Origin of the sequence: Streptomyces sp. NBC_01618, assembly GCF_045209435.1 — a bacterium.
Classification (GTDB): Bacteria; Actinomycetota; Actinomycetes; order Streptomycetales; family Streptomycetaceae; genus Streptomyces.
In genome coordinates, this window is record NZ_CP109297.1 from 7,155,329 (window position 1) to 7,174,595 (window position 19,267).

Sequence of the window (19,267 nt, forward strand, 5' to 3'; positions counted from 1 at the left end):
TGGAGGGACAGACGACGTACATGTCGGCACCGGTACAGGCCGCATACAGTTACTGCGAGGCGGTCACCGGACAGCAGGCGCGTAACTTCGCGTACGGCATCAGGCTGCTGCCGGCCGAGAAGCGACAGGCCATGTCGGCGCTGTACGCCTTCTCCCGTCGCGTCGACGACATCGGTGACGGCGAGCTGGAGCCGGAGATCAAGCGGACCCGCCTGGAGAGCACCCGCACCGTCCTGGACCGGATCCGCGACGGCGCGATCGACGACGACGACACCGACCCGGTGGCCGTCGCGCTCGCCGACGCCGCGCGCAGATTCCCGCTCCCGCTCGGCGGGCTCGACGAACTCATCGACGGCGTGCTGATGGATGTGCGCGGCGCGACGTACGAGACCTGGGACGACCTCAAGGTCTACTGCCGCTGCGTCGCAGGCGCCATCGGCCGCCTCAGCCTGGGCGTCTTCGGTACGGAACCGGGCGCTCCGGGCGCCGACCGGGCAGCGGAGTACGCCGACACGCTCGGCCTCGCGCTCCAGCTGACCAACATCCTGCGCGACGTCCGCGAGGACGCCGGCAACGGGCGTACGTATCTGCCCGCCGACGACCTCGCCAAGTTCGGCTGCTCGGCCGGGTTCCACCGGGCCACTCCGCCGCCCGGCGCGGACTTCGCGGGCCTGGTCCACTTCGAGGTACGGCGCGCCCGCACCCTGTTCGCCGAGGGTTACCGGCTGCTGCCGATGCTGGACCGGCGCAGCGGCGCCTGTGTCGCGGCCATGGCGGGCATCTACCGCCGGCTGCTGGACCGGATCGAGCGCGACCCCGAGGCGGTGCTGCGCGGCCGGGTCTCGCTGCCGGGCCACGAGAAGGCGTACGTCGCGGTGCGCGGACTCTCGGGTCTCGACGCGCGCTACGTCTCCCGGCGGACGGCCCGGGGGCGTGTCTGATGCGCCCCATGGACATCTCGCGCACCATGTGCGGCATGGAAACGCACTTCCATCGGTGGTCAACCCTCTGGTGTACTGACGCGTCCCTGACTGAAGTGACCCGGCGAAAGGAGGGCGCATGACGAACGACGCCCCGCGTCCCTCCCACGCGGTCGTGATCGGCGGCGGAATCGCCGGCATCACCGCGGCCCTGCGGCTCGCCGACGCCAGGCTTGACGTGACCCTGCTCGAAGGGCGGCCCCGGCTCGGCGGACTCGTCTTCTCCTTCCGGCGCGGCGATCTGACGGTCGACAACGGACAGCACGTCTACCTGCGCTGCTGCACCGCCTACCGCTGGTTCCTCGACCGCGTCGACGGAGCCCGCCTGGCGCCCCTGCAAAACCGTTTGGACGTGCCCGTTCTCGATGTCGGGCGCCCCGCGGGTCCCCGGCTGGGACGGCTGCGCCGCAACGCGCTGCCGGTGCCGTTCCACCTCGCCGCCGGACTCGTCGGCTACCCGCATCTCTCGCTCGCCGAACGGGCGAGCGTCGGACGTGCCGCACTGGCGCTGGGCCGCCTGGACCCGGACGACCCCGAGCTGGACGCCGTCGACTTCGGCAGCTGGCTCACCCGGCACGGCCAGTCGCCGCGCACCATCGAGGCCCTCTGGGACCTGGTCGGCGTCGCCACGCTCAACGCCACCGCGCCGAACTCCTCGCTGGCCCTCGCCGCGAAGGTGTTCAAGACCGGACTCCTCTCCGAGCCCGGCGCCGCCGACATCGGCTGGGCGAGCGTGCCGCTGGGCGAAATCCACGACACCCTGGCCCGCAAGGCACTCGACTCCGCCGGGGTACGCACCGAGCTGCGCACCAGAGCGTCCTCCGTCACCCGTACGGAGGATGGCCGTTGGGCCGTCGAGGCCGGCGGCGAACGGATCGAGGCGGACACCGTCGTCCTCGCCGTCCCCCAGCGCGAGACCCACGACCTGCTGCCCACGGGGGCGCTCGACGCGCCCGAACGGCTGCTCGACATCGGCACCTCGCCGATCCTCAACGTGCACGTCGTCTACGACCGCAAGGTGCTGCGCCGCCCGTTCTTCGCCGCGCTCGGCTCCCCGGTCCAGTGGGTCTTCGACCGTACGGACGCCTCGGGCCTCACCGGCCCCGGGCAGTACGTCGCGGTGTCCCAGTCCGCCGCGGACGAGGAGATCGACCTCCCCGTCGCCGAGCTGCGAAGGCGCTACCTGCCCGAGCTGGAGCGGCTCCTGCCGGCTGCCCGCGGGGCCGGGATCAGAGACTTCTTCGTCACCCGGGAGCGCACGGCGACCTTCGCCCCCGCCCCCGGCGTCGGCCGACTGCGGCCCGGAGCCGGTACCCGTGTCCCCGGCCTCAGCCTGGCCGGCGCGTGGACGGCCACCGGCTGGCCCGCGACGATGGAGGGCGCCGTCCGCAGCGGGTTCAGCGCGGCGGACGCCGCGCTCCGGGCACTCGGCCGCTCCCATGAACATCCGCTGCAGGAGGCGGCATGAGCAGTACCACCGGAACAAGAGGAGAGTCAGTGACCCCGGCGAACCCGGCTTTCGACACCGTGGCCGACACGGATGTCACCGCGCTTCTGGAGCGCGGACGGGCCCTTTCCACGCCGGTGCTCCGGGCCGCCGTTGACCGGCTCGCACCGCCCATGGACACCGTCGCCGCCTACCACTTCGGCTGGATCGACGCCCAGGGACGGCCCTCCGAGGGCGACGGCGGCAAGGCCGTCCGCCCGGCGCTCGCCCTGCTGTCCGCGGAGGCGGCCGGCGCCACCGCCGAGGCAGGCGTCCCCGGCGCCGTGGCCGTCGAACTCGTGCACAACTTCTCGCTGCTGCACGACGACCTGATGGACGGCGACGAACAGCGCCGCCACCGCGACACCGTCTGGAAGGTGCACGGCCCCGCCCAGGCGATCCTCGTCGGCGACGCGCTCTTCGCGCTCGCCAACGAGATCCTGCTGGAGCTCGGCACCGTCGAGGCGGGCCGGGCGGCCCGCCGGCTGACCGTCGCCACCCGCAAGCTCATCGACGGTCAGGCCCAGGACATCTCCTACGAGCACCGTGAGCGGGTCACCGTCGAGGAGTGCCTGGAGATGGAGGGCAACAAGACCGGCGCCCTGCTCGCCTGCGCCTGCTCCATCGGTGCGGTCCTCGGCGGCGCCGACGACCGCACCGCCGACATCCTGGAGGCGTACGGTCACCACCTCGGCCTCGCCTTCCAGGCCGTCGACGATCTGCTCGGCATCTGGGGCGACCCCGAGTCCACCGGCAAGCAGACCTGGAGCGATCTGCGCCAGCGCAAGAAGTCGCTGCCGGTCGTCGCCGCGCTCGCCGCGGGCGGACCCGCCTCGGAGCGCCTGGGCGAACTGCTCGCCGCCGACGCCAAGAGCAGTGATTTCGACAGCTTCTCCGAAGAGGAGTTCGCCGCCCGCGCGGCGCTCATCGAGGAGGCGGGCGGCCGTGAATGGACCGCCCAGGAGGCCCGTCGACAGCATGCGGTCGCCATCGAGGCACTGCACCGCGTCGACATGCCGCCCACTGTGCGGGCGCAGCTCACGGCGCTCGCTGACTTCGTCGTCGTACGAAAGAGATGATCACTATCTGCTCCATATGACTCGCAGTCGCCGACCGGTGCCCGTCCGGGCGCCGGCCGACGGAGACCCCAGCACAGCAGAGGACCAAACTGCACGAAGGGGAAGCCATGACAGCGACGACCGACGGAAGCACCGGGGCTGTGAACCCCCGCGCAGCCTCGGCCAGCATTCCGACCGACACAACCATCGCCGCGGACGACGTACAGGCCGCCGCGCGGCGGGCCGCGGAACGCTCGGTGGAGCATCTCCTCGGCAGGCAGGACGAGCAGGGCTGGTGGAAGGGCGACCTCGCCACCAACGTCACCATGGACGCCGAAGACCTGATGCTCCGTCAATTCCTGAGCATCCAGGACCAGGCAGTCGTCCAGGCGGCGGGCCGCTTCATCCGCGGCGAACAGCTCGGCGACGGCACCTGGGCCACCTTCCACGGCGGCCCCGGCGAACTCTCCACCACCATCGAGGCGTACGTGGCACTGCGGCTGGCCGGGGACCGGCCGGACGAACCGCACATGGCCCGGGCCTCGGGATGGATCAAGGAACAGGGCGGAATCGCGGCGAGCCGCGTCTTCACCCGGATCTGGCTCGCCCTCTTCGGCTGGTGGAAGTGGGAAGACCTGCCTCAGATGCCGCCCGAGCTGATGTTCTTTCCCAAATGGGCTCCCCTCAACATCTATGACTTCGGCTGCTGGGCCCGCCAGACCATCGTGCCGCTCACCATCGTCTCGGCGAAGCGGCCGGTGCGCCCGGCCCCCTTCGCACTCGACGAGCTGCACACTGATCCGCATCATCCGAACCCGCCCGGACGCACCGCTCCGGCGGTGAGCTGGGACGGTGTCTTCCAGCGACTCGACAAGGCGCTGCACCTCTACCACCGGATCGCACCGCGCAAGCTGCGCAGGTCCGCCATGAACGCCGCGGCCCGCTGGATCATCGAACGCCAGGAGAACGACGGCTGCTGGGGCGGCATCCAGCCGCCCGCCGTGTACTCCGTCATCGCGCTGCACCTGCTCGGCTACGACCTGGACCACCCGGTGATGCGGGCCGGACTCGAATCGCTCGACCGGTTCGCCGTCTGGCGCGAGGACGGCGCCCGGATGATCGAGGCCTGCCAGTCCCCGGTCTGGGACACCTGCCTCGCCACCATCGCCCTCGCCGACGCCGGGGTCCGCCCCGACCACCCGGCACTCGTGAAGGCCGCGGACTGGATGCTCGGCGAGGAGATCGTCCGGCCCGGCGACTGGTCCGTACGCCGCCCTCGACTCGCCCCGGGGGGCTGGGCGTTCGAGTTCCACAACGACAACTACCCCGACATCGACGACACCGCGGAGGTGGTCCTCGCGCTGCGTCGGGTCCATCACCCCGACAGGGCACGGGTCGAGGCCGCGATCAAGCGCGGAGTGCGCTGGAACCTCGGCATGCAGTCCCGCAACGGCGCCTGGGGTGCCTTCGACGCGGACAACACCAGTCCCTTCCCCAACCGGCTGCCCTTCTCCGACTTCGGCGAGGTCATCGACCCGCCGTCCGCGGACGTCACCGGGCACGTGGTGGAGATGCTCGCCGTCGAGGGACGGTCCGCGCACCCCGCCACCCGGCGCGGGATCGAGTGGCTGCTGGCCGAACAGGACCAAAACGGCGGCTGGTTCGGCCGCTGGGGCGTCAACTATGTATACGGGACGGGGTCGGTGGTGCCGGCACTGGTGGCCGCCGGGCTGCCCGGCACGCATCCGGCAATCCGCCGGGCGGTCGGCTGGCTGGAGTCCGTACAGAACGACGACGGCGGCTGGGGCGAGGACCTGCGCTCGTACCACGAGGAGAAGTGGATCGGGCAGGGCGCCTCGACCGCCTCCCAGACCGCGTGGGCACTGCTCGCGCTGCTCGCCGCGGGGCGGCGGGACAGCGTGGCAGTGCAGCGGGGCGTGCGCTGGCTCACCGAGACCCAGCAGGCCGACGGCTCCTGGGACGAGCCGTACTTCACCGGCACCGGCTTCCCCTGGGACTTCTCCATCAACTACCACCTCTACCGGCAGGTCTTCCCGCTCACCGCACTCGGGCGCTACGTGCACGGCGAACCCTTCGCCGACCGCACGGCCACCCGCAAGGGGGCCTGATGGGTGATGGTCCGGGGCAGGCCGGCCCCGCGGCGCCGCTGCTGATCGCCTGTGCGCTCGGCATCGAGCTGTTCGCGCTGCGCAGCGGCAGAGGCAGGGCCGGCGCGGCTCCGGGCCCGGTGACCGTACTGCGTACGGGCATGGGCCCCAGGGCCGCCGAGGCGGCCGTGGCACAGGCGCTCGGTCAGGACCGGGCACCCGGCACGGCCGTCCTCGCCTCGGGTTTCTGCGCCGGGCTGTCACCCGGCATGCACCCCGGGGACCTGGTGGTTGCCGACGAGACCCGGGGAGCCGGGGATCCGACGGCCTGTACCGGCACGGACCTGCTCGCCGAGGCCCTTGCCCGGACGGTGCCCGGCCGCACCGTCCACACCGGTCCGCTGACCGGCTCCGCCCATGTCGTACGCGGACATGAGCGGGCCGAGCTACGGGCCACCGGAGCGATCGCGGTGGACATGGAGTCCGCCGCCACCCTTCGCGCCGCCCTGCGGTCCGGGCCGCGCCCGGTTGCCGCCGTACGGGTGGTCGTGGACGCTCCGGAGCACGAGCTCGTCCGCATCGGGACGATACGCGGTGGAATATCGGCTTTCCGTGTTCTCCGTGCCGTCCTACCGGCTTTCTATGAATGGCACCGATCTCTGCTGCTCCCCAGGAGGTGAGCTAGATGGCCATGCCGCTCCGTCAGACCATCAAGGTTGCGACGTACCTCATTGAACAGAAGCTCCGCAAGCGGGACAAGTTCCCGCTCATTGTCGAGCTGGAGCCTTTGTTCGCCTGCAATCTGGCGTGTGAGGGCTGCGGGAAGATCCAGCATCCGGCCGGAGTTCTCAAGCAGCGCATGCCAGTTGCCCAGGCTGTCGGCGCGGTACTGGAATCGGGCGCCCCGATGGTTTCCATCGCGGGTGGCGAACCCCTGATGCACCCGCAGATCGACGAAATCGTACGGCAGTTGGTGGCGAAGAAGAAGTATGTCTTCCTCTGCACCAATGCGATGCTGCTGCGGAAGAAGATCGAGAAATTCAAGCCCTCGCCGTACTTCGCCTTTGCCGTGCACATCGACGGGCTGCGGGAACGGCACGATGAATCCGTTGCCAAGGAGGGCGTGTTCGACGAGGCGGTGGCGGCGATCAAGGAGGCCAAGCGACGCGGCTTCCGGGTCACCACGAATTCCACCTTCTTCAACACCGACACCCCGCAGACCGTCATCGAGGTCCTCAACTACCTCAACGACGACCTGAAGGTCGACGAGATGATGATCTCGCCCGCGTACGCGTACGAGAAGGCACCCGACCAGGAGCACTTCCTCGGCGTCGAGCAGACCCGGGAACTCTTCAAGAAGTCGTTCGCGGGCGGCAACCGGTCCCGCTGGCGGCTGAACCACTCGCCGCTCTTCCTGGACTTCCTGGAGGGCAAGGCGGACTTCCCCTGCACCGCGTGGGCGATCCCGAACTACTCGCTCTTCGGCTGGCAGCGGCCCTGCTACCTGATGAGCGACGGGTACGTCCCCACGTACCGGGAACTCATCGAGGAGACCGACTGGGACAAGTACGGCCGCGGCAAGGACCCGCGCTGCGCCAACTGCATGGCGCACTGCGGCTACGAGCCCACCGCCGTCCTCGCCACCATGGGATCGCTGAAGGAATCCCTGCGCGCCGCGCGCGAGACCGTCTCCGGGAGCCGGTGACGTCATGACCGCTGGAGAGCCGGTCGCACTGGGTCTCCCCGAGCTGCCGGCCCGGCCGCTCGCGATGCGCCGCCACTCGCGGCGCATCCAGGTCGGGTCGGTTGCGGTGGGCGGGGATGCGGCGGTGTCGGTGCAGTCGATGACGACGACGCGTACGTCGGACATCGGTGCGACGTTGCAGCAGATCGCGGAGTTGACGGCGTCGGGCTGTCAGATCGTGCGGGTGGCGTGTCCGACGCAGGATGACGCGGATGCGTTGGCGACGATCGCGAAGAAGTCGCAGATTCCGGTGATCGCGGATATTCATTTCCAGCCGAAGTATGTGTTCGCGGCGATCGATGCGGGCTGTGCGGCGGTGCGGGTGAATCCGGGGAACATCAAGCAGTTCGACGACAAGGTGAAGGAGATCGCGCGGGCGGCGAAGGATGCGGGTACGCCGATCCGGATCGGTGTGAACGCGGGTTCGCTGGATGCGCGGTTGCTGAAGAAGTACGGGAAGGCGACTCCGGAGGCGTTGGTGGAGTCGGCGCTGTGGGAGGCGTCGCTCTTCGAGGAGCATGACTTCCGGGAGATCAAGATCTCGGTGAAGCACAACGATCCGGTGGTGATGGTGAATGCGTACCGTCAGCTGGCGGCTCGGTGTGATTATCCGTTGCATCTGGGGGTGACGGAGGCGGGTCCGGCTTTCCAGGGGACGATCAAGTCGGCTGTGGCTTTTGGTGCGTTGCTGTCGGAGGGGATCGGGGACACGATCCGGGTGTCGTTGTCGGCGCCGCCGGCGGAGGAGGTCAAGGTCGGTCTGCAGATTCTGGAGTCGTTGAATCTGAAGCAGCGTCGGCTGGAGATCGTGTCGTGTCCGTCGTGCGGGCGGGCGCAGGTGGATGTGTACAAGCTGGCGGATCAGGTCAGTGCGGGTCTTGAGGGCATGGAGGTGCCGTTGCGGGTGGCCGTGATGGGCTGTGTCGTCAATGGTCCGGGTGAGGCGCGTGAGGCGGATCTGGGTGTCGCGTCGGGCAATGGCAAGGGGCAGATCTTCGTGAAGGGCGAGGTCATCAAGACCGTGCCCGAGTCGAAGATCGTCGAGACGCTGATCGAAGAAGCCCAGAAGATCGCCGAGGGCATGGACGGCGCGGGGACTCCATCGGGGGTTCCCGCCGTCACCGTGAGCTGAAACAGAACCAGAGAGGGGGCCGAGCGTGACGATTCTGGAGAGCATCCGGGGGCCGCACGATCTCAAGGCGCTGAGCGATGCGCAACTCGACGAACTGACCGAGGACATCAGGCAGTTCCTCGTCCGGGCAGTGGCGAGGACCGGCGGTCATCTGGGACCGAACCTGGGGGTGGTGGAGCTCACCATCGCCCTGCACCGGGCCTTCGACTCGCCGGCGGACCGCATCTTGTGGGACACCGGGCACCAGAGTTACGTGCACAAGCTGCTCACCGGTCGGCAGGACTTCTCCAAGCTCCGCGGCAAGGGGGGCCTGTCCGGCTACCCCTCCCGGGAGGAGTCCGAGCACGACGTCATCGAGAACTCGCATGCCTCGACCGTCCTCGGCTGGGCCGACGGCCTGGCCAAGGCCCACCAGGTGCTGGGGCGGAGCGACCATGTGGTGGCCGTCATCGGCGACGGCGCCCTCACCGGCGGCATGGCCTGGGAGGCGCTCAACAACATCGCGGCCGCGCGGGACCGGCCGCTGATCATCGTCGTCAACGACAACGAGCGTTCGTACGGCCCGACGATAGGCGGCCTCGCCAACCACCTCGCCACGCTCCGTACCACCGACGGATACGAACGCTTCCTCTCCTGGGGCAAGGAAGTGCTCCAGCAGACGCCCGTCATCGGGCAGCCGTTGTACGAGTCGCTGCACGGCGCGAAGAAGGGGTTCAAGGACGCCTTCGCCCCGCAGGGCATGTTCGAGGACCTCGGGCTCAAGTACGTGGGGCCGGTCGACGGGCACGACATCGCGGCCGTCGAGTCCGCACTGCACCGGGCGAAACGCTTCCACGGCCCGGTGCTGGTGCACTGCCTCACCGAGAAGGGCCGCGGCTACCCGCCCGCGCTCCGGGACGAGGCCGACCGCTTCCACACCGTGGGCGCGATGGACCCGCTGACCTGCGCACCGCTCGTCCCGACGGAAGCGCCCTCCTGGACCTCGGTGTTCGGGGACGAGATCGCCGCGATCGGCGCGGAGCGGCCGGAGGTCGTGGCCATCACCGCGGCGATGCTGCACCCCGTCGGACTGACCAAGTTCGCCGAGGCGTTCCCCGACCGGGTCTGGGACGTCGGGATCGCCGAGCAGCATGCCGCGGTCTGTGCGGCGGGACTCGCCACCGCCGGACTGCATCCGGTCGTCGCCGTGTACGCCACCTTCCTCAACCGGGCCTTCGACCAGTTGCTGATGGACGTCGCGCTGCACAAGTGCGGGGTGACGTTCGTCCTCGACCGGGCCGGGATCACCGGACCCGACGGGCCCTCGCACAACGGCATGTGGGACATGTCCCTGCTGCAGGTCGTCCCCGGACTGCGGATCGCCGCTCCGCGCGACGCCGACGAACTCCGGGCCGAACTCCGCGAGGCCGTCGACATCGACGACGCCCCCACCGTGATCCGGTTCCCCAAGGAATCGGTGGGCGAGCCGGTCCCGGCCATCGACCGGATCGGCTCCATGGACGTCCTGCACCGGGCGGACGACCCCGATGTGCTGCTGGTGGCCGTCGGGGTGCTCGCCCCGGTCTGCCTGCGCGCCGCCGACCTGCTGGCGGGCCGCGGTATCGGCTGCACCGTCGTCGACCCGCGCTGGGTCAAGCCCGTCGACGAACAGCTGGCCCCGCTGGCCGAACGGCACCGGCTTGTCGCCGTCGTCGAGGACAACAGCCGTTCCGGGGGCGTCGGTTCGGCGGTCGGGCAGGCGCTGCGGGATGCCGGGGTCGACGTACCGCTGCGCACCTTCGGCATCCCCGAGCAGTTCCTCGCCCACGGCAAGCGCAGCGAGGTGCTGGCCGACATCGGGCTCACCCCGGTCGAGATCGCCGGGCGGATCAGCGCCGCACTGGACGGCAAGGAAGCAGCGAGAAGGACCGAGGAGAGCGAGGCATGAAGGACGACGGGCCCAAGGGCTTCGATCTGGCGCAGCTCCTCGCGGAGCGCGGCGCGGAGCGCTACGAACTGCACACGAAACACCTCAATCACCAACTGCCGCGCATGCTGCACACCATCGGCTTCGACAAGATCTACGAACGGGCCGAGGGCGCGCATTTCTGGGACGCGGAAGGCAACGACTACCTCGACATGCTCGCCGGATTCGGAGTGATGGGCCTCGGCCGGCACCACCCCGTCGTACGCAAGGCCCTGCACGACGTCCTCGACGCCTCGCTCGCCGATCTCACCCGCTTCGACTGCCAGCCGCTGCCCGGGCTGCTGGCCGAGAAGCTGCTCGTCCACAGCCCGCATCTGGACCGGGTGTTCTTCGGCAACAGTGGTACGGAGGCCGTCGAGACCGCGCTGAAGTTCGCCCGGTACGCCACCGGCAGGCCCAGGATCATCTACTGCACCCACGCCTTCCACGGGCTGACGACCGGCTCGCTCTCGGTCAACGGGGAAGGCGGCTTCCGGGACGGCTTCGCCCCGCTGCTGCCCGACACCGCCATCGAACTCGGTGATCTCGACGCGCTGAGGCGTGAGCTGAAGCACGGAGATGTGGCGGCCCTGGTCGTCGAGCCGATCCAGGGCAAGGGCGTCCACGCCGCGCCGCCCGGCTTCCTGCGGGCCGCGCAGGAGCTGCTGCACAAGCACAAGGCGCTCCTCATCGCCGACGAGGTGCAGACCGGCCTCGGCAGGACCGGGGACTTCTACGCGTACCAGCACGAGGAGGGGGTCGAACCCGATCTGGTCTGTGTCGCCAAGGCCCTCTCCGGCGGCTATGTGCCGGTCGGGGCGACCCTCGGCAAGGGCTGGATCTTCAGACGGGTGTACTCGTCGATGGACCGGGTCCTGGTCCACTCCGCGAGCTTCGGCTCCAACGCCCAGGCGATGGCCGCCGGGCTCGCGGTCCTCGCCGTGATGGAGGACGAGGAGATCGTCGCGAACGCGCGCCGCACCGGCGATCTGCTGCGCGGGCGGCTGGCCGCGCTGGTCGACCGCTACGAGCTGCTGCACGAGGTGCGCGGCCGCGGGCTGATGATCGGCATCGAGTTCGGCCGGCCGTCGTCACTGAAGCTGCGCAGCCGCTGGGCCATGCTGCAGGCGGCCCGGAAGGGGCTCTTCGCGCAGATGGTGGTGGTGCCCCTGCTTCAGAAGCACCGCATCCTCACGCAGGTCTCGGGCGACCATCTCGAAGTGATCAAGCTGATTCCGCCGCTGGTGATCGGGGAGCCGGAGGTCGACCGGTTCGTCACGGCGTTCACCGAGGTGATGGACGACGCACACAGCGGGGGTGGACTGATGTGGGACTTCGGCAGGACCCTGGTGAAACAGGCCGTCGCCAACCGCTGATCCCGGGAGCTTTGCCTCTGAGGTAATAAATTTGCCTCAGAGGAAAGCTCCTGGCCCAATGGGTACATGAACACTCCGGATGGTGGGGCGGCCGACGAGCTGCCCGGGGTCGCGCCACGACTGCGCGACCTGCGCCGCAGCCGTGGTCTCACCCTGGAGGCCGCCGCTCAGCGGGCGGGGCTGTCGCCCGCCCACCTCTCCCGGCTCGAAACGGGCCGTCGGCAGCCCTCGCTGCCGATGCTCCTCGGTCTTGCCAGGATCTACGGTACGACGGTTTCCGAACTGCTCGGCGAGACGCCCCCGGAACGGGAGGCGATCATCCGCGGCGGGAAGTTCGAAGGGGCCGAGGCCGACGGCTGGATGTACCAGCAGGCCGGTGGTTCCGGCCGGGCGATGCAGGCGCTGCGCGTCCGGGTTCCGTACGGCGCACAGGGCGATCTCGTACGGGTCCATCCCGGCGAGGAGTGGCTGTACGTGCTCCTCGGACACCTCCGGGTCACGCTCGGGGACACCGTGCACGATCTCGCGCCCGGTGACAGCGCGCACTTCGACTCGCTGACCCCGCACCGGATCGCGGCCGTCGACCACGACGGCGCCGAGCTGCTCTTCGTCCACACCCTGCTGCAGAGCCCCGCCGCCGAGCTGTGTCTCGGCAGCGGCATCCACCGTCGCTGACCGGCCCGTCCGGCCGCCAGAGAGGACTGCCATGTCCGATTCAGAGAACTACGACCCGCTCGGGTCCAACAAGAACTACGAGGCCCAGGAGCGGAAGTTTCCGCGCGGCGTGGTGATCCGGCTCTTCGCCTACCTCGTCGCCGGACACATCCTCGCGGCCTTCCTCTACCTGCTCTTCGCGGTGGCCGGCAAGGGCTGACCACCGCCGCCGAGGGGTTCGCGCTACGCCTCGTCGAGGAGCCGGTCCCGCAGCCGCTCACGGGTCTCGGGAGCGAGCTTCAGCCCCTCGGAGAAATAGCGGTCCGTGTCGCCCCAGGTCTCGTTGATGGTGGCGAAGGCGGCCGCCAGATAGTCGGCATGGGCGCCGAAGAGCGGATTGAGCAGCTCCATCACCTCGGCCGACATGCCGTCCGCCGAGGTGTCGCTGCGGCGCACCTTGTAGCGGCGGTGGGCATCGTTGGACTTCAGGTAGTCGGCCTCGATGGCGTCGCGCTCGACGCCGACCGCGAGCAGTGACACCGCGATCGACAGACCGGCCCGGTCCTTGCCCGCGGCGCAGTGCATCAACGCCGGAACGCTGTCCTCGGCCAGGGCGTGCAGCACCCGGCTGTGCTCGGCGGTACGGTCCAGGATGATCGAGCGGTACGAGGCGGTCATCCGGTCCGTTCCCTGGCCGTCGGCCAGGATCGAGCGCAGCTGGACGAGGTCGCCGTCGCGGACCAGTCGCCAGAACTCGGCGCCGTCGGCGGGGTCGGAGAGCGGGATGCTGACATTCCGCACGCCGGGCAGCTCGATGTCCCGGCCGTCGAGCCGGTGGTCGGCCTCATTGCGGAAGTCGAAAACCGTGTGCAGACCGAGACCGCTGAGAAAGGCGGAGTCCTCGGCGGTGGCGTGCGCGAGGTGACCACTGCGAAAGAGCCGTCCGTACCGCATCCGCCGGCCGTCGACGGTGGGCAGGCCGCCCACATCACGGAAGTTGCGGACGCCCGCCAGCTCGGGTTCCGTCGACGGGGTCTGCGGCAACTGCTGCGTCACAGTTTCTCCTGGAGTGTCTGGCGTCGACGCGAGTCGCCGACTGGGCCACTCCCGCGACGATACGACATTGATTCCCCAGGCAATCATCTCGGTCATTCCCTGTCGATACCCCGGCGAACCGCCTTGCCCCTGCGGCGAATCCGTCCGGTGAATTCCTTGCCCGACCGTTGCCCGCCCACCTGGAAATCGTCGATGATGCGCGGAACTGTTGGATTGCGGGGGCGCGGTGATCGAGACTTGCGACAAGGGCCGGACCTGGCTGCTCACCGGGGCGGGCAGCAGCTACGCACTGCGGCTCACCGAGCGGGACGAGCTGGTCCACCTGCACTGGGGCCCGCGGATCTCCCTGGCCGCGGTGGAGGCGCTGGCCGCGGAGCCGGAGCGAGCCCGCCCGGGGCTTCGAGTCCCCGCTCGACGGCCGTGAGGAGTACCCGGTCGAGGGCGGCCCCCGGTTCGTCCGCCCGGCCCTCTCGGTACGGACCCCGGAGGTCCGCGGCACCGAGTGGGCCTTCGCCGACGCCACGGTGGACGGGGACGAACTCCGCATCGGCTTCACCGACTCCGTGCACCGGCTCGCCCTGACCCTGCACTACCGGATGCGGGACACTTCCGACGTCATCGAGCGCTTGGCCACCGTCGCCCACGCCGGGCCGGACGGTCCACCGCTGGAGCTGCTGCGTGCCGACGCGGCCGCCTGGGTGCTGCCCGCCCGCGACGGCTGGCGGCTGAGTCGGCTGCACGGCCGCTGGGCGGCGGAATCGCGGCTCGCCCGGGCGGAGCTGATGTACGGCGAGAGCGTCATCTCCAGCAGGCGCGGCCACACCGGGCACCAGTACCTGCCGTGGGTCGCACTCGACGCGGACGGCGCGGCGACCGAGGAGAGCGGCGAGGTGTACGGCTGCGCGCTCGGCTGGTCCGGGTCGTGGCGGATCTCCGTACAGCGGCTGCCCGACGGGCTCGTGCAGATCACCGGCGGCGCCGGGCACGACGACTCGGGGCTGCTGCTGCTCGCGCCGGGGGAGTCGTACGTCACACCCGTCTTCGCCGGTCTGTGGAGCGCGGCGGGGTTCGGCGGCGCGAGCCGGGCCTGGCACGCCTGGCAGTTGGCCCACGTGATCCCGGACGCGGGGAGTCTGCGGCCCGTGCTCTACAAGTCCTGGGAGGCGATGGGCTTCGACATCGCGCAGGAGCAGCAGCGCGCCCTCGCCGAGCGTGCCGCCACGATGGGCGTCGAGCTGTTCGTCGTGGACGACGCGTGGTTCGGGCAGCGCACCAGCGACCGGGCGGGGCTCGGCGACTGGACGCCGAACCCGGACCGCTTTCCCGGCGGGCTGGGGCCGCTCGCCGACGAAGTGCACGGTCTCGGCATGCAGTTCGGTATCTGGGTCGAGCCGGAAATGGTCAATGCCGACAGTGATCTCTACCGTGCGCACCCCGACTGGGTGCAGCACTTCCCCGGGCGGGCGCGGACCGAGTTCCGTAATCAACTGGTGCTCAATCCGGCCCGTGCCGATGTGCGCGAATATCTCTGGGAACAGCTGGACGCACTGCTGTCCAGCGCGCCTATCGACTATGTGAAATGGGACTTCAACCGCTCCTTCACCGACGCGGGCCGGCCGGGCGAGGAGTATCCGCAGAAGCTCTGGATCGAGCATGTCGACGCCCTGTACGCGCTGATCGACCGGCTCCGGGCCGCGCACCCCTCGGTCGCCTTCGAGTCCTGCTCGGGCGGCGGCGGCCGGATCGATCTGGGGATTCTGTCCCGTGCGGACCAGGTGTGGACCTCGGACAACACCGACCCGCTCGACCGTCTCGCCATCCAGGAGGGCTTCGGCCAGATCCATCCGGCCCGGGTGATGGCCGCCTGGGTCACCGACAGCCCCAACGTCCAGCTCAACGGCCGGGTCAGCTCACTGCGCTTCCGTTTCGTGAGTGCGATGGCCGGTGTGCTCGGGGTCGGTGGTGACCTCACCGAGTGGAGTGAGGAGGAGCTGGCCGAGGCGCGGGCCTGGGTCGATCTCTACAAGGAGATCCGGCCGGTGGTGCAGCACGGCTCGCTGTACCGGCTGCGCGCCCCGCGCGGTGGGCTCAGCGCGGTCCAGTATGTCCACGGGGACGAGGCCGTGGTCCTGATGTGGCTGGAGGCGCAGCGGTACGGGGAGCGGCCCCCGGCCCTGCGACTGCGCGGACTGGACCCCGCGGCGGCGTACACCTGCCTGGACACGGGGGCGGTGCACCACGGTTCGGCACTGCTTCATCAGGGGCTGCAGACCGGGCTTCGGCGGGACCTCGATGCACGGGTGCTGAGGCTCCGACGCGAACGATGAGCATGACATGTCCGGAATGGGTTGATTTAGCGGAACTTGCCCTATGTGTGCGGCAGATGGTTGCCCGTTCGTGAGCGGAATCATATCCGTGACGGTGCGTGCTGGCGGGGCGGTCGGGCATTCCGTGCGCGGCGCGGAATGCCAAGATCCTTAATCCACGGAGTGTGACCGGAATTCCGCACCGAATTCCTGACGCGGATTCCGGAACGGAACCATTGGCTTGTTCTCGCCGTCCCGACTCGCTTACGGTCACCGTCAATCCGGACGGACCGCCTAATCCTGCCGCCGACCGGAATTCGCATCCACTCATCGTGTGGCAGGAGCGGGGGAACCAGGTAGGCCGCCGATCGGAGAAATCCGGCCGGCTCGGGGTGAAGTCGCGCTCAGCGCGGCCGGGCAGCTCCAGCCCGAACCCGACAGCTCACTTCGTAGGCGCCGGAGAGGAACCACTTCATGCCCATATCGGGTAAGCACCGTCGTACGAAGACCCGCGCCATCGCCCGTGGCGTCGCCGCCGCAGGCGCCGGCGGCGCCGTCATCGCGCTGCCGCTGCTCGGCGCCACCGGTGCCAACGCCGCCCCGGCCGCCGCCCCGCAGTCGGTCTCCGCCGCCACGCACGCCGCTTCGGCCAAGCCGGTCGCGCAGAAGCAGGCCGCCACCACGACGTACACCGTCGTCTCCGGCGACTGGCTGTCCAAGATCGCCGCCGAGCACAAGATCGACGGTGGCTGGCAGAAGCTGTACCAGGACAACCGCAAGGTCGTCGGCGACGACCCCGGCCTGATCTTCCCGGGCATGAAGCTGACGCTCGGCGGCAAGGCGTCGGGCGACTCCGCGCCCACCGGCGCCGGTACCGGCGCCGGCCTCCCGTCGAAGGCCCCCTCGGTTCCCTCGTCGGTCGCGAAGAAGTCCGCCCCGGCCAAGGTGTCGACGGTCACGGAGTCCAAGACCTCCGCCCCGGCCGCTCAGAGCAACAGCTCCGGCTACGCCCACCCGGTCCCCGGCAACCACACCACCGGCTACCGCGCCTCCGGCTCCAACTGGTCCAGCGGCAGCCACACCGGGATCGACTTCCCCGTCTTCACCGGCACCAGCGTGAAGGCCATCACCTCCGGCACCGTCGTCACCGCCGGCTGGGGTGGCGCGTACGGCAACCAGGTCGTCATCAAGCACGCCGACGGTCACTACTCGCAGTACGGCCACCTGTCCTCGATCTCCGTCTCGGCGGGCCAGCCCCTGAGCACCGGTCAGCAGGTCGGCCTCTCCGGCGCCACCGGCAACGCCACCGGACCGCACCTGCACTTCGAGGTCCGCACGGGCCCGGCGTACGGCTCGGACATCGACCCGATCGCCTTCCTGGCTTCGCACGGCATCTACGTCTGAGCCGAACGAACGGGCAGTTGAGCAACACGGAATGACCTGAGTTGCACAGCAGGGGCGGTGCGCGGCGGCGCACCGCCCCTGCTGCTTATTCCTCCTTTACCAAAACCTGACCGGGTGGTCTATCTCACCACCCGTCAACCCCTTATTACGGTCGCGTAGGTCACATTCGGCGGTGCAGGATAAGCGTTTGTGGCAGACGATTCGAGAAAAAATCAACGTGGCGTCATCAACCGGCATGGCGTCATCGGGTCGTACGCAGCGATTGGCGACAGCTTCACCGAGGGAGTGGGTGACCCCGGTCCGGACGGGACCTTCGTCGGCTGGGCGGACCGTTTCGCGGTACTTCTCGCGGACCAGCTCCCGGACACCGACGCGGAATCGAGCACCGACGGCTCCGCACACGGGAATTTCACGTACGCCAATCTCGCCGTACGCGGACGCCTCCTCGACCAGATCGTCGAGGAGCAGGTGCCGCGCGCCAAGGAGCTCGCACCCGACCTGGTGAGCTTCTGCGCGGGCGGCAACGACATCATCAGGCCCGGCACCGACCCCGACGACGTGGCCGAGCGCTTCGAGCGCGCGGTCGCCGAGCTGACCGAATCGGTCGGCACCGTGATGGTCACCACCGGCTTCGACACCCGTGGCGTTCCCGTGCTGCGCCATCTGCGCGGCAAGATCGCCACGTACACCGCCCATGTGCGGTCCATCGCCGACCGCTACGACTGCCCGGTCCTCGACCTGTGGTCGCTGCGGTCCGTCCAGGACAGGCGCGCCTGGGACGACGACCGGCTCCATCTGTCGCCCGAGGGACACACCAGGGTCGCGTTGCGCGCCGCCCAGGTCCTCGGCCTCGACGTGCCGGCCGACCCCGACCAGGAATGGCCCCCGCAGCCGCAGCGCGGCACGCTCGAAGTACGGCGCGACGACATCCACTGGGCGCGCGAGTACCTGGTGCCGTGGATCGGCCGGCGGCTGCGCGGCGAGTCCTCCGGCGACCATGTCGAGGCGAAGCGGCCGGACCTGCTGCCGCTCTAGACCTGCCGCCGCTTCCGGGTCTGTCCGGCGGCTCACGACCGCGGCCGCGACCGTGGTGTTCCCGCCCGCCGGACGGGCCCGGGGTCTCAGGCCGGTTCGGCGGATCAGGCCAGTCCGGCGAGGGGCGACAGCGGCCGGGCCGGTATCCGCTCCAGCACGCCGCCCGCGAAGATGTCGTACAGCGGCAGCGTCTCCAGATGCACATAGCCGATGTGGCAGTCGCAGACGGCCAGCGGGCAGACGCGCGGGCCGAGCGCACGCCGGTAACTGCCGTCGTAGAGGTTGCCGAGCTCCGCCGGGACGAAATGGCAGCGCCGCACCGTGCCGTCACCGTCCACCGAGATGACCGACTCGCCCGTCCGGCACGGCAGTCCGGCCGAGCGGTGCGGATGCCGGCTGTACGGGAAGAGCGGGTCCACGGCCGTCCAGCGCTCCGCCTCCTCGTCCGTATAGGTGTGCCCCTCCGCGGCGTTCACCCAGAGATAGACCTCGTCGGGCAGCGCCGCTCGCAGCCGCCGGGCCTCTTCGAGATGGCCGTCGAGCCCGACGACACCGACACTGTGGCGAATGCCGAGCGCGGTCAGCTCTTTGCACTTGGCGAGGAACCGCTCGTAGGGCGTCTGCCCCGGGTGGTATGTGCACCACAGCGCGATCTTCTCGCGGCCCGCCCCACCCGCCTCCGCCAGCCAGCCCGTTCGTCCGCTGAGATTCGTCTGGATCGCGACCCGGCCGATGTGCGGCAGCCCCGCCAGCTCGACCAGCGCGCGCCGGTACCAGGAGCGGACCAGGCCCTCGCCCCAGGGGGTGAACAGGACCGAGATCCGGTCACCGGTCTGCGCCGCGGCCCACGCGGTGAACCGCTCCAGCGCGGCACGGTCGGCACGCAATTGCTCCCGGCTGTCGCGCCGCTTCGCGAACGGGCAGTACGGGCAGTCGTAGTCGCAGGACGCGAGCGGGCCGCGGTAGAGGATGGTCAGGTCCAT

The 19,267-nt window shown here is 69.9% G+C and carries 15 protein-coding genes, 1 pseudogene and 1 riboswitch; of the genes and pseudogenes, 14 read left to right on the forward strand and 2 right to left on the reverse strand.

All coding sequences use genetic code 11. The annotated features are described in order from the left end of the window. The first annotated feature begins 20 nt into the window (after positions 1–20). The 11 genes from hpnD (at position 21) to OH735_RS33310 (ending at position 12,703) form a co-directional block, all read left to right on the forward strand. Positions 21–941 (forward strand): presqualene diphosphate synthase HpnD, encoded by a 921-nt coding sequence (hpnD, locus tag OH735_RS33260; protein ID WP_406385356.1) that lies wholly within the window; start codon positions 21–23, stop codon positions 939–941. A gap of 118 nt (positions 942–1,059) precedes the next feature. Further along, positions 1,060–2,448 carry a hydroxysqualene dehydroxylase HpnE gene (hpnE, locus tag OH735_RS33265; protein ID WP_406385357.1) on the forward strand — a complete coding sequence of 463 codons (1,389 nt, stop codon included), beginning with the start codon at positions 1,060–1,062 and terminating at the stop codon, positions 2,446–2,448. Further along, a complete protein-coding gene (locus tag OH735_RS33270) occupies positions 2,445–3,545 on the forward strand; it encodes a polyprenyl synthetase family protein (RefSeq protein ID WP_406385358.1) in 1,101 nt (366 codons plus the stop codon). The genes hpnE and OH735_RS33270 overlap by 4 nt, the downstream gene beginning before the upstream one ends. A 107-nt stretch (positions 3,546–3,652) precedes the next feature. Beyond that, entirely contained in the window at positions 3,653–5,653 is a 2,001-nt protein-coding gene (gene shc, locus OH735_RS33275; RefSeq protein WP_406385359.1) for a squalene--hopene cyclase, read from the forward strand. Then, entirely contained in the window at positions 5,653–6,312 is a 660-nt protein-coding gene (locus OH735_RS33280; RefSeq protein ID WP_406385360.1) for a 1-hydroxy-2-methyl-2-butenyl 4-diphosphate reductase, read from the forward strand. The genes shc and OH735_RS33280 overlap by 1 nt, the downstream gene beginning before the upstream one ends. A gap of 5 nt (positions 6,313–6,317) precedes the next feature. Then, a complete protein-coding gene (gene hpnH / locus OH735_RS33285; protein ID WP_406385361.1) occupies positions 6,318–7,337 on the forward strand; it encodes an adenosyl-hopene transferase HpnH in 1,020 nt (339 codons plus the stop codon). A 4-nt stretch (positions 7,338–7,341) separates the two neighbouring features. Then, a complete protein-coding gene (ispG, locus tag OH735_RS33290) occupies positions 7,342–8,508 on the forward strand; it encodes a flavodoxin-dependent (E)-4-hydroxy-3-methylbut-2-enyl-diphosphate synthase (RefSeq protein WP_406385362.1) in 1,167 nt (388 codons plus the stop codon). A gap of 25 nt (positions 8,509–8,533) precedes the next feature. Then, on the forward strand, positions 8,534–10,435 hold the full coding sequence (gene dxs / locus OH735_RS33295; protein WP_406385363.1) for a 1-deoxy-D-xylulose-5-phosphate synthase: 1,902 nt from the start codon (positions 8,534–8,536) through the stop codon (positions 10,433–10,435). Beyond that, on the forward strand, positions 10,432–11,829 hold the full coding sequence (locus OH735_RS33300; RefSeq protein ID WP_406385364.1) for an aspartate aminotransferase family protein: 1,398 nt from the start codon (positions 10,432–10,434) through the stop codon (positions 11,827–11,829). Before dxs ends, OH735_RS33300 begins: the two co-directional genes overlap by 4 nt. 66 nt (positions 11,830–11,895) lie before the next feature. After that, positions 11,896–12,504, forward strand: a complete 609-nt coding sequence (locus tag OH735_RS33305) for a helix-turn-helix domain-containing protein (protein WP_406385365.1) — start codon at positions 11,896–11,898, stop codon at positions 12,502–12,504. A gap of 31 nt (positions 12,505–12,535) precedes the next feature. Beyond that, positions 12,536–12,703, forward strand: coding sequence for a DUF6126 family protein (locus OH735_RS33310; RefSeq protein WP_406385366.1), 168 nt, complete (start codon positions 12,536–12,538; stop codon positions 12,701–12,703). 23 nt (positions 12,704–12,726) lie between these two features. On the opposite strand, the gene OH735_RS33315 is transcribed toward OH735_RS33310, so the two are convergent. Continuing rightward, a complete protein-coding gene (locus OH735_RS33315) occupies positions 12,727–13,539 on the reverse strand; it encodes a tyrosine-protein phosphatase (protein ID WP_406385367.1) in 813 nt (270 codons plus the stop codon). Positions 13,540–13,765: 226 nt separating this feature from the next. On the opposite strand from OH735_RS33315, the pseudogene OH735_RS33320 reads away from it, so the two are divergent. The 3 genes and pseudogenes from OH735_RS33320 (at position 13,766) to OH735_RS33330 (ending at position 18,284) form a co-directional block, all read left to right on the forward strand. Further along, positions 13,766–15,866: pseudogene (locus OH735_RS33320) on the forward strand (alpha-galactosidase). A gap of 293 nt (positions 15,867–16,159) precedes the next feature. Continuing rightward, positions 16,160–16,314: riboswitch (cyclic di-AMP (ydaO/yuaA leader) on the forward strand. Positions 16,315–16,319: 5 nt separating this feature from the next. Then, complete coding sequence (locus OH735_RS33325; protein ID WP_406385368.1) at positions 16,320–17,249, forward strand: peptidoglycan DD-metalloendopeptidase family protein; 930 nt, start codon at positions 16,320–16,322, stop codon at positions 17,247–17,249. Between the two features lie 189 nt (positions 17,250–17,438). Beyond that, positions 17,439–18,284: an SGNH/GDSL hydrolase family protein gene (locus tag OH735_RS33330; RefSeq protein WP_406385369.1), complete on the forward strand. Its 846-nt coding sequence runs from the start codon at positions 17,439–17,441 to the stop codon at positions 18,282–18,284. Between the two features lie 104 nt (positions 18,285–18,388). Here the strand turns inward: OH735_RS33330 and OH735_RS33335 are convergent, their stop codons facing one another. After that, a complete protein-coding gene (locus tag OH735_RS33335; RefSeq protein ID WP_406385370.1) occupies positions 18,389–19,267 on the reverse strand; it encodes an STM4011 family radical SAM protein in 879 nt (292 codons plus the stop codon).